Genomic DNA, 13,195 nt, shown 5'->3' on the forward strand with positions numbered 1-13,195 from the left:
GGGTAAGCGCAGCGCCACCCGGCACAGTCTCTACAGCTTAGGTCCTGCAACAACCAACGCCGCACCCGCTGGCGTATCGGTGTACTTCTCAAAGTTTTCCACAAACAGCTTCGCAAGCTGAGTGGCTTTTTCCTGCCACTGTTCCGGCGACGCGTAGGTGTTACGCGGATCGAGGATATGGCTGTCCACGCCTGGCAGTTCGGTCGGGATCGCCAGATCGAACATCGGCAGGGTGAAGGTTTCCGCATCATCCAGCGAACCGTTCAGAATGGCGTCGATAATGGCGCGGGTATCTTTAATCGAGATACGTTTGCCGGTGCCGTTCCAGCCGGTGTTGACCAGGTACGCCTGGGCGCCTGAGGCCTGCATGCGTTTCACCAGCACTTCGGCGTACTGCGTCGGGTGCAGCGACAGGAAGGCTGCGCCGAAGCAGGCGGAGAAGGTTGGCGTTGGCTCAGTGACACCCCGCTCGGTACCGGCCAGCTTGGCGGTAAAACCGGAGAGGAAGTGGTACTGTGTCTGGCTGGCGGTCAGGCGTGAAACCGGCGGCAGCACGCCAAACGCGTCGGCGGTGAGGAAGATCACCTTGGTCGCGTGGCCCGCTTTTGAGACCGGCTTAACGATGTTGTCGATGTGGTAGATCGGGTAGCTGACGCGGGTGTTTTCGGTTTTTGACGCATCGTCAAAATCCACCGAGCCGTCGGCGCGTACCGTCACGTTCTCCAGCAGCGCATCGCGGCGGATCGCCTGGAAGATATCCGGCTCCGCTTCTGCCGACAGACGAATGGTCTTGGCGTAGCAGCCGCCTTCAAAGTTAAACACCCCGTCATCGTCCCAGCCGTGCTCGTCGTCGCCAATCAGGCGGCGTTTCGGGTCGGTGGAGAGGGTGGTTTTACCGGTGCCGGAGAGGCCGAAGAAGACCGCCACATCGCCTTTCTCGCCGACGTTCGCCGAGCAGTGCATGGAGGCAATGCCCTGCAACGGCAGCAGGTAGTTCATCACCGAGAACATCCCTTTCTTCATTTCGCCGCCGTACCATGTGCCGCCGATCAGCTGGATACGTTCCGTCAGGTTAAAGGCGACAAAGTTTTCGGAGTTCAGTCCCTGCTCTTTCCAGTTCGGGTTGGTGCACTTCGCACCGTTCATCACCACAAAGTCAGGCTCGAAGCTCTGCAGCTCTTCATCGGTGGGGCGAATGAACATGTTCTTCACGAAATGCGCCTGCCAGGCCACCTCGGTGATAAAGCGAACGGAAAGACGGGTGTCGGCGTTGGCGCCGCAGTAAGCGTCGATAATGAACAGACGCTTGCCGGAAAGTTGTTGGGTGACGAGGGTCTTCAGGTGCTGCCAGGTTTCAGGGGAGATCGCTTTGTTGTCGTTCTTCCCTTTGCCATGATCGGCCCACCACAGGGTGTCGCGGGTGGTGTCGTCACGGACAATGTATTTATCCTTCGGCGAACGCCCGGTAAAGATACCGGTATCGACAGCAATGGCGCCGGTCGTCGTCAGGATGCCGCGCTCGTAGCCTTCCAGCGCTGGATTGAGCTCTTCCTGATACAGCGTATCGTAATCGGGGTTGTAGACGATATCCTGAGCATCGTTGATACCATAAGCCATGAGATCTTGCGGGGTTAAACCATTAACACGCATATCACTGCTCCTTAGCCAATTTATACTGCCTGAAATTGTAGGGTTTTTCTTCGAATGTTAACCGCGACCGGGCTCATAGATTTGCGTATCTGGACAAAAACCCTTAATGACGGAAAACGCTGTGACTCCTGTCACTCGCGGAGCAGATTATGGCAGGAATCACTTTTCGGTTGGGGAAAATGTTCTTAAAAGGTTAATGGGCGGTAAATTTAACTACGAGAATGTGAATGTAAGCGCATACATGAAAGAAAATTACGAAAGCCTTACATGACTGGTAACGATTCAGCAGGGGAGGGGGAATAGTGAATGAAATTAAAGAGTAGCGGGAAAGGGAAGAAGGTCAACTGCCCCCACAGGAGGGCAGTTAACGACAGGGCTTAGTGCAGCTGAGGATCCGCCGGAGAGGCGTTGTTGCGGATCTCGGCAATGTCCATTGCATTGAAGACGTAGTGAGAGCCACAGTAATCGCAGTGCATGTCGATCTCGCCATCTTCCGCCAGGATGCTGTCGATCTCTTCATCCGGCAGCGTTTTCAGGGCACCCGCACAGCGTTCACGGGAACAGGTGCACTTGAACTCAACGTCCTGCGGATCGTACAGGGTCACCTCTTCTTCATGATACAGACGCCACAGCACGTCGTTCGCCGGCAGGGTGAGCAGCTCTTCGGCTTTGATGGTTTCGGTCAGGGTCGCCAGGTGCTCAAAATCATTGGTCTGAGCGTCCTGCGCAGGCAGAACCTGCAGCAGCATCCCGCCTGCCGCCGGCTGGCCATCGACTTCGCCGGTACGGATAAACAGGCGCGTCGGCAGCTGTTCGGAACGCATGAAGTAATCTTCCAGGCAGGCCGCCAGGGTATCGCCCTCCAGACCCACAACGCCCTGATAGCGCTCGCCCTCTTCCGGGGAGATGGTGATCACCAGATAGCCGTTGCCGACCAGCGTTTTCAGATCGGCATTTTCCGGGACGTCGCCCTGAACGCGCGCCACGCCGCGCATCTGCTGCTGGTTGTTGCCGTTGATCACCGCCAGGCTCATCGGGCCATCACCCTGCAGCTGCACGGTGATGTCACCGGCAAATTTCAGGGTCGCAGTCAGCAGGCTGGTGGCGACCAGCAGCTCACCCAGCACGGTCTTAACCGGCAGCGGATAGTTGTGGTTTTCCAGGATCTGTTTCCAGGTTTCGGATACCGTAACCAGCTCGCCGCGAACGGCAAATTGTTCAAACAGATAGCGGTGTAATTGGTCGTGTTGGGCCATAGTCATCTCTCGTTCAGCAAGAATCACTCATTCTCGCCATTTTTAAATTTAATCAGATCGCGACGCTCTTTCTTGTCCGGTCGCCTGTCGGGATGCGGCATGGTCAGGGCATTGAGCTTGCGCGCATGGGCCATCTTCTCGCGTTTTTCAACGCTTTCTGCCGTCTCTTCGTACAGGGTGCTGGCTTCCGCTGCCGGGCGACGCTGTTCGGTGACGTTTTTTACGATCACCGTTCGTTCGTCATTGCCCTGACGCAGCGTCAGGGTGGCGTTCAGCTCCACGAGCTTGCTCGGTTTGCTGCGCTGCCCGTTGTAATGCACCTTGCCGCCTTCAATCATTTCGCGGGCGAGGGCGCGCGTTTTGTAAAAGCGGGCAGCCCACAGCCATTTATCCAGTCTTACCCCTTCGGAGGGTTTCTCTTTCATGGCTTCTCCTTCACGGTGAGTGAGGGGATCATCCGGCGATAGTCGTTCATCCCCGGATGGCGAAGATAGCTTTTTTCAGCCAGGCCAGAATCAGGATTGGTCACGCCAAGGCAATAACGAATGCCAAATTTTGCCGCCGCATCCAGAATGGGTTCGCTGTCATCAATGAACAACGTTCTCTCTGGCTGCAGGCCGGTCTCTTCTGCCACCGCCTGCCACAGTCGCTGATCCTCTTTCGGATAACCAAATGTGTGGGTGGAAAGTAATAAATCAAGGTGTGAACCCAGTCCGGTATGTTCCAGCTTCACCGCCAGATTATGTGGGTGCGCGTTGGTCAACAGAATGCGCCGCTTACCGCTGGCTTTGAGCGCGTCCAGAAAGGGAACAGTATCTTCACGCAGTACGGCGCGCGCGCCCTGAGCGGTAGTCATCGCACAAATATCCAGTCCGAGGCGTTCGCTCCAGTAGTCCAGGCAGTACCAGTTTAGCGTATGTTGTACGGCGGTATATTGCTGGCGTATGAATTCCTGCGCCTCCAGCGGGGTGATCCCTTGCTGCTCGCCGTAGGTCTCCGGCACCAGTTTTTGCCAGAAGTAGTTATCAAACGCGAGATCGAGCAGCGTGCCGTCCATATCCAGCAGGACGGTATCAACGTCCTGCCAGGCGATATCAAGATGCATGGGGAATACTCCAGCCAGAAGAAACGTGCGCGACAGGGTAGCATATCTTGTCGCGCACAGAAGTTATCCGATCAGGCTCTCAGGGGTGGGGATCAGCTTCGGATTGAGGCAATTTTCGTAGTACTGCTGGATCTCGGCCAGGCGGGTGCGCGAGCGCTGGTAGCGGCGCAGGGCCATCACGCCGTTCCAGATAATGCACAGCACCATCGCCAGCATCAGCAGCGAGGTGGCGATGTAGCGCCATAAAGCGGCGCTATCCGGTATGCGGTGCAGTTCGATATGGCGGGTGCCGTTGGCATCGGTAAAGATGTTGGTCACAATCCCTTCCGCGCTGAACGGCGTGCGCATCAGCATCTGCGCCAGCCGCTGAAACTCACCCCACTGCTCCTGGGCCGGGTAGTCGTACAGCGCTACCGGCGGATAAGGCTGATCGACCAGATCGCTGCCCTCATCGCTGACAATCACAAAGCCGCCGGGCGCCGGGCTGTTAAGGGCCTGTGCGGCACGGGAGGTTTCGCGCATCACGAACGGCGCGGTAGAGGTGGCGACCAGGTTTTCCAGCGACTCGGCGCTCACCGGACGCAGCAGGACGTTAACGCCATCAAGACGGCCAGCGGTAGCGCGCTTGACCAGCGCTTCCCAGTCCTTGCTGTTACCGAGATTCACCAGCGCGTTCTTCAGCCTGACGCATTCGTCCGCCTCTGCGCACAGATCCTGGGTTTTCAGGACGATATCGCCAAAATCATCCAGCAGGATCATGCCCGATTTCTGAATGGCGGAGCGTAATGCCGGGCTGACGCGCGTCTCATCTTCCGGTTTAGGATGGAGCTGGCGGCTCAGGGCCTGAGTCAGCGCCGTGGCTTTGTTAACGGTATCCGATTCAGGCAGCGGCAGCGGGGCCGCGTCATTCCAGATCAGCTGCGAGCAGTCAAAAGGTGCAAAAGGCGAGCTCTGGCGCGCGTTCCAGTTGCCCGCCGCGTGGATATTACACATCCCGGTGCCCTGCAGATGCAGAGTATCACCGATGCGCACCCCGGCGTTTTCAAGCTGATCGACGCTGGTGGCCTCGATGGTCTGGGCGCCCTTGATCCATGAGAGGGTAAATTTGATCGGCATATCCAGCGGCACGAGGAGAACCAGCATCGCCAGTACGAGCCCTGCGCCACCGGCAATCACCGTGCTGCGCAGCCAGTGCTGCAGCGGGAAGTTTTTCACCTCGTCATGCAGGGATAAATAGCGCCCCTGGCGCACCACGTGGCGGTCAAGATAGATATCAACGTCGGTCTTTTGCCCTAAATCCTGGGCCAGCCACGGCTGCCAGTGGCGCGGGTAGATCAGGTCAATAATGCCCATCGAGATATTATTGACGTGGTCCTGATCGTTCTCGCCAAACAGACCCCAGCGCTTTGGCGTCCCGCGCAGACAGTGGATCTCACGCAGGGCGTTTTTCGCCGGCGGGGCGAAGAGTCCCCATAATCCCGCCGCCAGCAGCAGCACGCCGCCCCCGGCAAGCCAGGGGGCAAAGACGTCCGGGCTCATCAGGCAGAAGAAAAACAGCAGGAAGGCGGCGACAATCAGCAGCGCTTCACGAATGCCGTCCGGGCGACTGAGAGCGTACTCTTCGTGGGTCTCCTGGCGAATGTTCAGCAGCTCAATCTGCTCGGTCTCTTCGCCACGAATCGAGGCCTGGGTTGAGCTGACGTGTTCCAGCGCCAGGTGCGGGGCTTCCTGAACATATTCGGCGATGGAGTGGCCGTTCAGGGCAATCACCAGCGGGATAGAGTCGGTGTGGATCAGCTCAACGCTGTTTTCATCGTTGATGTACTGTTCCCAGAACGGCGGCAGATGCACTTCGACGGAGTCGAGGTAGTAGCGCCATTTATTGGGATCGTCGGTGGTAATACCGTAGCGGGTAATGGAGCGCGTCAGGCTGTGCACGGTATTGCTCTGGGCATTCAGGCTTAACGATACCGGTGCGGCGCTGGCACCTGTTGCAGGCGTCTGCTGGATACGGTTAAACGACTCGAGATATTGCTCGATCGCGCTGCGCTCTTCTGCGGTGAGTTTGCGTGTGCTCGCCCCGGTAAAGGCATTGAGATAAGGCAGGCGATATCGATGCTGCGCCCGACGTCTGTACAACCACCCTGCAATGAATGCGCAGGCCAGCATAGCAGCGATGACAATCAAAATGGTGCTCATGCTTTCCCCATCTTACTTTTTCTTACAGGTGTAGTCAGTAGCACCTTAACAGTGAATGCGTGTCTGTGGTTGGCTATCGGCATGTAAGGCGTTGAACTTGAGCAATTTGAAGCGCATCCCAGTGATCGCTGATGATAGCAAAGGCAACCGTGGCGGAATATCAGCAAATTCCTGGAACAATTTCAACCTATTGACTTTTGACTTGAAATGAGGAATGAATCTCATAAAGTTGCAATAATGTAAATAAAGCGCGATTGACATTGCCGAAACCGTGCGGCATATCGCACAATGACGCCAGTTCACCCAGCAAAGACCCGTCAAAATGAGCAAACCCTTACAAAAGCCCACCATCCTGAATGTTGAAACCGTCGCCAAATCGCGCCTGTTTAACGTTGAGAGCGTGGACCTGGAGTTTAGTAACGGCGTGCGCCGCGTCTACGAGCGTATGCGTCCTTCCACGCGCGAAGCTGTCATGATTGTGCCTATTGTCGACGAGCACCTGATTTTAATCCGCGAATACGCGGTGGGAACGGAATCCTACGAGCTGGGCTTTTCAAAGGGGCTTATCGATCCCGGCGAGTCGGTTTATGAAGCCGCAAACCGTGAGCTGAAAGAAGAGGTCGGTTTTGGTGCGAAAGAGCTCACTTTCCTGAAAAAACTCAGCATGGCACCCTCTTATTTCTCCAGCAAAATGAATATTGTGCTGGCGGAAGATCTCTATCCTGAGTCGCTGGAAGGGGATGAACCGGAACCGCTGCCGCAGGTGCGCTGGCCGCTGGCGCATCTGATGGATCTGCTGGAAGAGCCTGATTTTAACGAAGCCCGGAACGTAAGCGCGCTGTTCCTGGTGCGTGAATGGCTGAAAGGGCAGGGAAGGCTGTAGCGTAAAATCCCCCTCTCCACAGGGAAAGGGGGAAGATGTATCAGAAGAGCTCTTGCGTTTCGCCGTTATCAATCAACGTTGTACCCACCTCATGCACCACCTGATGCGTTGGTTGCGTGCCTTCGATGAAATACTCTTCGCGACTGTTACCGCCGTTAGCCAGCTGACCGCTGCTGCGATCGATATTGACCGTAACGATACCCGGCGGTGGCGTGAGCGGCTGCTCCGGTACGCCATCAAGAACGACTTTCATAAAGGCATCCCACGCCGGCTGAGCACTTTTGGCTCCGCCTTCGTAACCGGAGATCTGATCTTTAATCGCTCCGGACGCCGTGGTACGGCCTAAATCACGACGGTGATCGTCAAAGCCGATCCACACCGACGTTACCGCACCCGGACCGTAACCCGAGAACCAGGCATCTTTCGAGCTGTTGGTGGTCCCGGTTTTACCGCCGATGTCCTTGCGCTGCAAATCACGACCCGCACGCCAGCCCGTGCCCTGCCAGCCCGGTTCACCAAAGATGTTGGTGTTCAGCGCGCTCTTGATCAGGAACGCCAGCGGGGTGTTAATCACGTGCGGGGCATACTCCTGAGCACCGGTCTGGGCAACCAGCGCCTGGTTCGCCTGCTGTAGCTGCGGCATCGGCACCGCCGCATTCTGCTGCTCCTGAGAAATCGCGACATCTTCCATGTCCTGGTTGTTCAGCGCCTCTGACTTAGGCGTGTCACCGTAGATCACCGGAATATCACACTCTGCGCAGGCGATTTTCGGTCTGGCGTCAAACAGGACACCGCCCTGATCGTTCTCGATTTTGCTGATGAAGAACGGATCGACCAGGAAGCCGCCGTTGGCCATCACCGCATAGCCGCGCGCGACCTGCAGCGGGGTAAAGGAGGCGGAGCCCAGCGCCAGCGACTCGGTATGCACGATATTTTGCGCCGGGAAGCCGAAGCGCTGCAGATATTCCGCCGCATAATCGACGCCCATGGCACGCATGGCGCGCACCATCACCACGTTTTTCGACTGTCCCAGCCCCTGACGCAGGCGAATCGGACCGGCGTACTCTGCGGGTGAGTTTTTCGGACGCCAGTCGGAACCGGCCCCGGCATCCCAGCGGGAGATCGGCACGTCATTGAGGATACTGGCGAGGGTCAGACCCTTATCCATTGCCGCGGTGTAGAGGAAGGGTTTGATATTGGAACCGACCTGACGCAGCGCCTGAGTGGCACGGTTAAATTTGCTCTGGTTAAAGTCGAAGCCGCCAACCAGCGCCAGCACCGCGCCGTTATGCGGATCGATGGATACCAGCGCCGAGTTAACGTCCGGGATCTGCCCCAGCCACCAGGCGTCATTCACCTGGCGAACCCAGATTTGCTGACCCACCTGTACCGCATCGGTCACTTTACGTGGCGTCACGCCCTGCTGCGTATCAGAGCGATACGGACGCGCCCAGCGTACCCCTTCCATCCGCAGCGACACGGACGTGCCGTCCGCGAGCATCGCCGTGGCTTCCTGCGGATTGGCCTGGGTCACCACCGCCGCTACGAACGGCCCGTAGCCCGGAAGCGGCTTCAGGGTATCGGTGATTTTTTTGCTGTTCCACGCCGATTCACCCACTTTCCACAGCACGTTTGAAGGACCGCGGTAGCCGTGACGCATATCGTAATCAATCACGTTGTTACGCACCGCCTGCTGCGCGCCCTGCTGGACGTTGCGGCTGATGGTGGTGTAAACGCGGTAACCATCTTCGTAGGCCTGCTCGCCGTAGCGGGAAACCATCTCCTGACGAACCATCTCGCTGAGGTACGGCGCGGAGAAGGCAATTTCCGGGGCATGGTAGTTGGCGTCAATCACATCGTTGCGCGCCTGATCGTACTGGGTCTGGCTGATATAGCCCTCGCTCAGCATACGCGACAGCACCACGTTGCGACGCGCCGTAGCGCGATCCAGCGAGTAGAGCGGGTTAAAGGTGGAAGGCGCCTTCGGCAGACCGGCGATGGTGGCCATCTCACTCAGGGTGAGCTGCTCGATGGATTTACCGAAATAGACCTGCGCCGCCGCGCCCACGCCATAGGCACGGTAGCCGAGATAGATCTTGTTGAGGTAAAGCTCAAGGATCTCATCTTTGTTCAGCAACTGCTCAATGCGGATCGCCAGGAACACTTCCTTAACCTTACGCATCAGCGTTTTTTCAGGGCTCAGGAAGAAGTTACGCGCCAGCTGCTGGGTGATGGTACTAGCCCCCTGCGAAGCATGGCCGGAGAACAGCGCCACGCTTGCGGCACGGAAAATCCCCACCGGGTCAACGCCGTGGTGCTCATAAAAGCGGCTGTCTTCTGTGGCAATAAAGGCTTTCACCATGACGGGCGGAATTTGATTCAGCGTCAGCGGGATACGGCGCTTTTCACCGTACTGGGCAATCAGCTCGCCATCGGCGCTATAAACCTGCATCGGGATCTGAAGTCGTACGTCACGAAGCGTAGCGACATCAGGCAGTTGCGGCTCAATATATTTGTACAAACCAAAAATCGAGCCTGCTCCAAGCAGAATGCAACAGACTGCAAGGATCAATAAATACTTTACGAACTTCACTGGAGATTTCCCATTTAGTTTGAACTGGGCAGTTTCTAAACAATCGCGCGGTAGTATAAAGGCAAGCCTGTAGCATTGATATAGCCGTCATCCCCAGGGACGATAAGGAGATCGTGAAACATGGCGTTTAAAACATGGCGAACAGGCGTTCATATTCAACAGGATAAGGTTCTGGCCGTCGCGCTGGTGCGCGAAAAGTCGGGGTGGGGGCTGCGCCGCTGGTGGCAGCTTCCCCTGGCGGAGGGCATTATCCACGACGGGCAAATTCTTCAGCCCGAACAACTGGCTGCGGCCCTGCGCGAATGGCGTCAGACGCTGCCGCATCAGCATCAAATATTTCTCGCCTTTCCGGCTGCCCGCACCCTGCAGCGCACGCTGCCGCGCCCGGCGATGACCCTGCGCGACAGCGAGCAGACGGCCTGGATTGCATCCGCGTTGAGCCGTGAACTGGAGATGGCGCCCGAAGCCCTGCGTTTTGACTATGCAGAAGATACCTTCAGCCAGACATTTCAGATTACTGCCGCACAAAATAAGGAGATCGACGCGCTTCTGGAGCTGGCCCGGGTCCTGCGCCTGCAACTCACCACCATCACGCCCGATGCCGGAGCGCTGACGCATCTGCTGCCTTTTGTGCAGGCGCCCGCCCAGTGTATCGCCTGGCGCGATCGGGACCAGTGGCTCTGGGCGATGCGCCACCAGTGGGGCAGGCGCGGGCTGGCGGAAGCCCCCGACGTCGAACGGCTGGCCGCGCTGCTGGCGCTCAGGGTTGAGGAGATCGCCTGCTGCGATATGGCCAGTTTCGATCCCTGGTGCGTGGTACCCCACCGGCAGCCGCCGCTGCCTGAAAATGGCGCGGATTTTAGCGTCGCGCTGGCGCTGGCGGCGGGAGTCTATCCGGTATGAGGACCGCAAACCTGCTGCCGTGGCGTCAGCAACAAAAACGCCACTGCCTGCGCTTCTGGGGCCTGCTGTTTACCGGCTCGCTGCTCTTAACGCTGGTGCTCTGGACGGCCCTTCGGGCCAGCTCATCTCTGCAGACGGATGTTTACGCCCATAGGCAGGCCAGCGATCTGGCGCTACGACAGGCGCTGGAGCAGCGGCAAACGCAGTGGGCGGCGCGTGTTGTTCAGCGCCAGCAACGGCAGCGCTGGGCGCGGCAAAAAGCCAGCACGGAGGCCTGGCAGGCGGAACTGATCGCCCTGGCCCACGCCCTGCCGGAGCAGGCATGGCTGGCGCAGCTTCGCTTTAAGCAGTCCACGCTCTCGCTCCACGGATACGCCACTACCTTACCGGCGCTTGCGGCGCTGGAGACGGCACTACGCCAGCTGCCCGGATTCGGGCCGGGAACGCCGGGGGAGATGCGCCAGGACGCGCAGGGACGCTGGCAGTTTAGCTGGACGCTGACCCGCAAGGAGCAGGCTTATGCGGATCCCTCCTGACATCTGGTACAGGCTGTCTCCGCGCTGGCGCGGCCTGTGCTGGGGCGTCAGTTCCGGGCTGATGCTGTTCGGCGTCACCGGTGTGCAGCTACACATACAGCATCAACAGCTCACGACGCAGCAGGCTCAGCATGAACAAGACGCGGCGATCAACGCCCGCTTATGGACCGCGGTGCGTAAGCTCTTCCCCGACGATGACGTCCCAGCGTCCGTGGCAACGCGCCCTTTTTCGCCGCTGGAGTTCGATACCGGTGAGATGCGGATGGTGCGCTGGCAGCCCGTCAGCGCAGGCGGGGAGCTGGTGGTCGATGCGGTGTGGGCGCAGATCCCCACGCTGTTTGCCACCCTCGCCCGGCGCGATGTGGCGGTCGGGCGTTTTACCATCCAGCCAGAGCAGCAAAAGCTACGGATTACCCTGCACCTGGAGCGCCAGAATGCGGGTTAACCGGGGCGTGCTGCTTTTACTGCCGCTGCTTCTCGGCATGCGCGATCCGTTTCAGGCCCCGGTGTCACGCTGCCCCGACGCCGTCCTGAGCCAGTGGCGTTATGCCGGGCTGGTGTCCGGCGCGGTACCGGTGGGGATCGTCAGGAATGAAACGTCGCGCTGGCTGCGCGTGCGCCGCGGCGAGACGCTGCCTCAGGGCTGGCGGGTAATGACGCTGGATGAAAAGGAGCTGGTCATCGACACCTCAGAGGCCTGTGAACAGCCGCTGTGGCGATGGCAACGACAAGGAACGAAACATGAAAACAGGGATCGTGGCACTGCTGCTGATCGCCAGCCAGGCGCTGGCAGCGGAAACGGCGGCCGTCAATCTGGTGGTGGATGACGTACCGGTCGCCCAGCTTCTGCAGGCTCTGGCGGAGCAGGAGAACCGCAACATGATTATCGCCCCGGACGTGAGCGGCAACGTCTCGCTGCGTCTGCAGAAGGTGCCCTGGCTACAGGCGCTACAGACGGTAGTGACCAGCGCCGGGCTGGTGATGCGCCAGCAGGAGGGCATCTTTTATATCCACAGCGCCGCCTGGCAGCAGCAGCAGCAGGCCAGAAAAGAGGCGGAGCGCGCAAAGCGCCAGCTCAGCGTGCCGCTGGAGGCGCGCAGCTTCCCTCTCTCGTATGCGGATGCGAGCGATCTCCAGCAGGCGGCCGAAAAGCTCCTTAGCCCGAAAGGCAGCCTTGCGGTGGACAAGCGCACCAATCGTCTGCTGGTGCGCGACACCCGGGCAGCGCTGGACGCACTACAGCACTGGGTGACGCAGATGGATCTGCCGGTAGCGCAGGTCGAGCTCGCGGCGCACATCGTCAGCATGAGTGAAAAAAGCCTGCGCGAGTTAGGGGTGAAGTGGAGTCTGGCCCAGGCTCAGCAGGCGGGTAAGCCCGGTCAGCTGACGATACTCAGCGCCGATCTTGCGGTTAACGCCGCGACCACGCAGGTGGGCTTTAATATCGGGCGGATTAATGGCCGGCTGCTGGACATTGAGCTCTCCGCCCTCGAACAAAAGCAGCAGGTGGATATCATCGCCAGCCCGCGGCTGTTGGCATCCCACATGCAGCCCGCCAGCATCAAACAGGGGAGCGAGATCCCTTATCAGGTCTCCAGCGGAGAGAGCGGGGCGACGTCGGTGGAGTTTAAAGAGGCGGTGCTGGGCATGGAGGTGACGCCGGTGGTGCTGGCCAACGGTCGGGTACGCCTGAAGCTGCGTATCAGCGAGAACAGCCCGGGCCAGGTGTTGCAGCAGGCCGACAGTGAAACCCTGACCATCGATAAGCAGGAGATTGAAACCCAGGTTGAAGTTAAAAGTGGTGAAACGCTGGCCTTAGGGGGAATTTTTTCTCAGAGGCATAAAAGCGGCAGCGAAAATGTGCCAGGCTTGAGCCGTATTCCTCTCCTGGGGCACCTTTTCCGCCATCAGGGTAAAGACAACGAGCGCCGGGAATTAGTGGTTTTTATCACCCCACGTCTGGTTGCAACGCCATAATGGGCAGCAATGCCCCGCGTGATTTTGCATTCTGTTTGTTGCAGATGTTTGACGTGGGGCATGAATTAGCATACAAGGAGTACCGATTTGAGA

General features: G+C 58.6%; 12 protein-coding genes. 6 read left to right on the forward strand and 6 right to left on the reverse strand.

Features of this window, described 5'->3' with window-relative positions; genetic code table 11:
- Positions 1–30: 30 nt before the first annotated feature.
- From pckA to ACOYA6_RS20920, 5 genes are all read right to left on the reverse strand, one after another.
- Positions 31–1,650: a phosphoenolpyruvate carboxykinase (ATP) gene (pckA, locus tag ACOYA6_RS20900; protein ID WP_039031512.1), complete on the reverse strand. Its 1,620-nt coding sequence runs from the start codon at positions 1,648–1,650 to the stop codon at positions 31–33.
- A gap of 377 nt (positions 1,651–2,027) precedes the next feature.
- On the reverse strand, positions 2,028–2,906 hold the full coding sequence (gene hslO, locus ACOYA6_RS20905) for an Hsp33 family molecular chaperone HslO (protein WP_039031513.1): 879 nt from the start codon (positions 2,904–2,906) through the stop codon (positions 2,028–2,030).
- A gap of 23 nt (positions 2,907–2,929) precedes the next feature.
- On the reverse strand, positions 2,930–3,331 hold the full coding sequence (gene hslR, locus ACOYA6_RS20910; protein ID WP_138370765.1) for a ribosome-associated heat shock protein Hsp15: 402 nt from the start codon (positions 3,329–3,331) through the stop codon (positions 2,930–2,932).
- Positions 3,328–4,011: a GMP/IMP nucleotidase gene (yrfG, locus tag ACOYA6_RS20915; protein ID WP_039031515.1), complete on the reverse strand. Its 684-nt coding sequence runs from the start codon at positions 4,009–4,011 to the stop codon at positions 3,328–3,330. Before yrfG ends, hslR begins: the two co-directional genes overlap by 4 nt.
- 63 nt (positions 4,012–4,074) lie before the next feature.
- Positions 4,075–6,210, reverse strand: a complete 2,136-nt coding sequence (locus tag ACOYA6_RS20920; RefSeq protein WP_039031516.1) for an intracellular growth attenuator family protein — start codon at positions 6,208–6,210, stop codon at positions 4,075–4,077.
- 322 nt (positions 6,211–6,532) lie between these two features.
- Between ACOYA6_RS20920 and nudE the strand changes: the two genes are divergently transcribed.
- Positions 6,533–7,093, forward strand: a complete 561-nt coding sequence (gene nudE / locus ACOYA6_RS20925; protein WP_039031517.1) for an ADP compounds hydrolase NudE — start codon at positions 6,533–6,535, stop codon at positions 7,091–7,093.
- 40 nt (positions 7,094–7,133) lie between these two features.
- Here the strand turns inward: nudE and mrcA are convergent, their stop codons facing one another.
- The gene (gene mrcA / locus ACOYA6_RS20930) at positions 7,134–9,686 is read right to left on the reverse strand and encodes a peptidoglycan glycosyltransferase/peptidoglycan DD-transpeptidase MrcA (RefSeq protein WP_223075726.1); all 2,553 of its coding nucleotides are present in this window, start codon (positions 9,684–9,686) and stop codon (positions 7,134–7,136) included.
- 120 nt (positions 9,687–9,806) lie between these two features.
- Between mrcA and ACOYA6_RS20935 the strand changes: the two genes are divergently transcribed.
- From ACOYA6_RS20935 to hofQ, 5 genes are read left to right on the forward strand one after another with little or no spacing between them, the layout of a single operon-like run.
- A complete protein-coding gene (locus ACOYA6_RS20935; protein ID WP_039031519.1) occupies positions 9,807–10,589 on the forward strand; it encodes a type IV pilus biogenesis protein PilM in 783 nt (260 codons plus the stop codon).
- Positions 10,586–11,125 carry a PilN domain-containing protein gene (locus ACOYA6_RS20940; RefSeq protein WP_422655321.1) on the forward strand — a complete coding sequence of 180 codons (540 nt, stop codon included), beginning with the start codon at positions 10,586–10,588 and terminating at the stop codon, positions 11,123–11,125. The genes ACOYA6_RS20935 and ACOYA6_RS20940 overlap by 4 nt, the downstream gene beginning before the upstream one ends.
- Positions 11,109–11,570, forward strand: a complete 462-nt coding sequence (locus tag ACOYA6_RS20945) for a HofO family protein (protein WP_422655322.1) — start codon at positions 11,109–11,111, stop codon at positions 11,568–11,570. Before ACOYA6_RS20940 ends, ACOYA6_RS20945 begins: the two co-directional genes overlap by 17 nt.
- Positions 11,560–11,952 carry a HofP DNA utilization family protein gene (locus tag ACOYA6_RS20950; protein ID WP_422655323.1) on the forward strand — a complete coding sequence of 131 codons (393 nt, stop codon included), beginning with the start codon at positions 11,560–11,562 and terminating at the stop codon, positions 11,950–11,952. The genes ACOYA6_RS20945 and ACOYA6_RS20950 overlap by 11 nt, the downstream gene beginning before the upstream one ends.
- Positions 11,867–13,102: a DNA uptake porin HofQ gene (gene hofQ, locus ACOYA6_RS20955; protein ID WP_422655324.1), complete on the forward strand. Its 1,236-nt coding sequence runs from the start codon at positions 11,867–11,869 to the stop codon at positions 13,100–13,102. The genes ACOYA6_RS20950 and hofQ overlap by 86 nt, the downstream gene beginning before the upstream one ends.
- The last annotated feature ends 93 nt before the right edge of the window (positions 13,103–13,195 follow it).

Source organism: Leclercia barmai, from assembly GCF_049312895.1.
Lineage (GTDB): Bacteria > Pseudomonadota > Gammaproteobacteria > Enterobacterales > Enterobacteriaceae > Enterobacter > Enterobacter barmai.

Excerpts from the sequence above, each read along its gene's own strand:
- pckA (WP_039031512.1), bottom strand. The coding sequence starts at position 1,650 with ATGCGTGTTAATGGTTTAACCCCGCAAGATCTCATGGCTTATGGTATC.
- hslO (WP_039031513.1), bottom strand. The coding sequence starts at position 2,906 with ATGGCCCAACACGACCAATTACACCGCTATCTGTTTGAACAATTTGCC.
- hslR (WP_138370765.1), bottom strand. The coding sequence starts at position 3,331 with ATGAAAGAGAAACCCTCCGAAGGGGTAAGACTGGATAAATGGCTGTGG.
- yrfG (WP_039031515.1), bottom strand. The coding sequence starts at position 4,011 with ATGCATCTTGATATCGCCTGGCAGGACGTTGATACCGTCCTGCTGGAT.
- ACOYA6_RS20920 (WP_039031516.1), bottom strand. The coding sequence starts at position 6,210 with ATGAGCACCATTTTGATTGTCATCGCTGCTATGCTGGCCTGCGCATTC.
- nudE (WP_039031517.1), top strand. The coding sequence starts at position 6,533 with ATGAGCAAACCCTTACAAAAGCCCACCATCCTGAATGTTGAAACCGTC.
- ACOYA6_RS20935 (WP_039031519.1), top strand. The coding sequence starts at position 9,807 with ATGGCGTTTAAAACATGGCGAACAGGCGTTCATATTCAACAGGATAAG.
- ACOYA6_RS20940 (WP_422655321.1), top strand. The coding sequence starts at position 10,586 with ATGAGGACCGCAAACCTGCTGCCGTGGCGTCAGCAACAAAAACGCCAC.
- ACOYA6_RS20945 (WP_422655322.1), top strand. The coding sequence starts at position 11,109 with ATGCGGATCCCTCCTGACATCTGGTACAGGCTGTCTCCGCGCTGGCGC.
- ACOYA6_RS20950 (WP_422655323.1), top strand. The coding sequence starts at position 11,560 with ATGCGGGTTAACCGGGGCGTGCTGCTTTTACTGCCGCTGCTTCTCGGC.
- hofQ (WP_422655324.1), top strand. The coding sequence starts at position 11,867 with ATGAAAACAGGGATCGTGGCACTGCTGCTGATCGCCAGCCAGGCGCTG.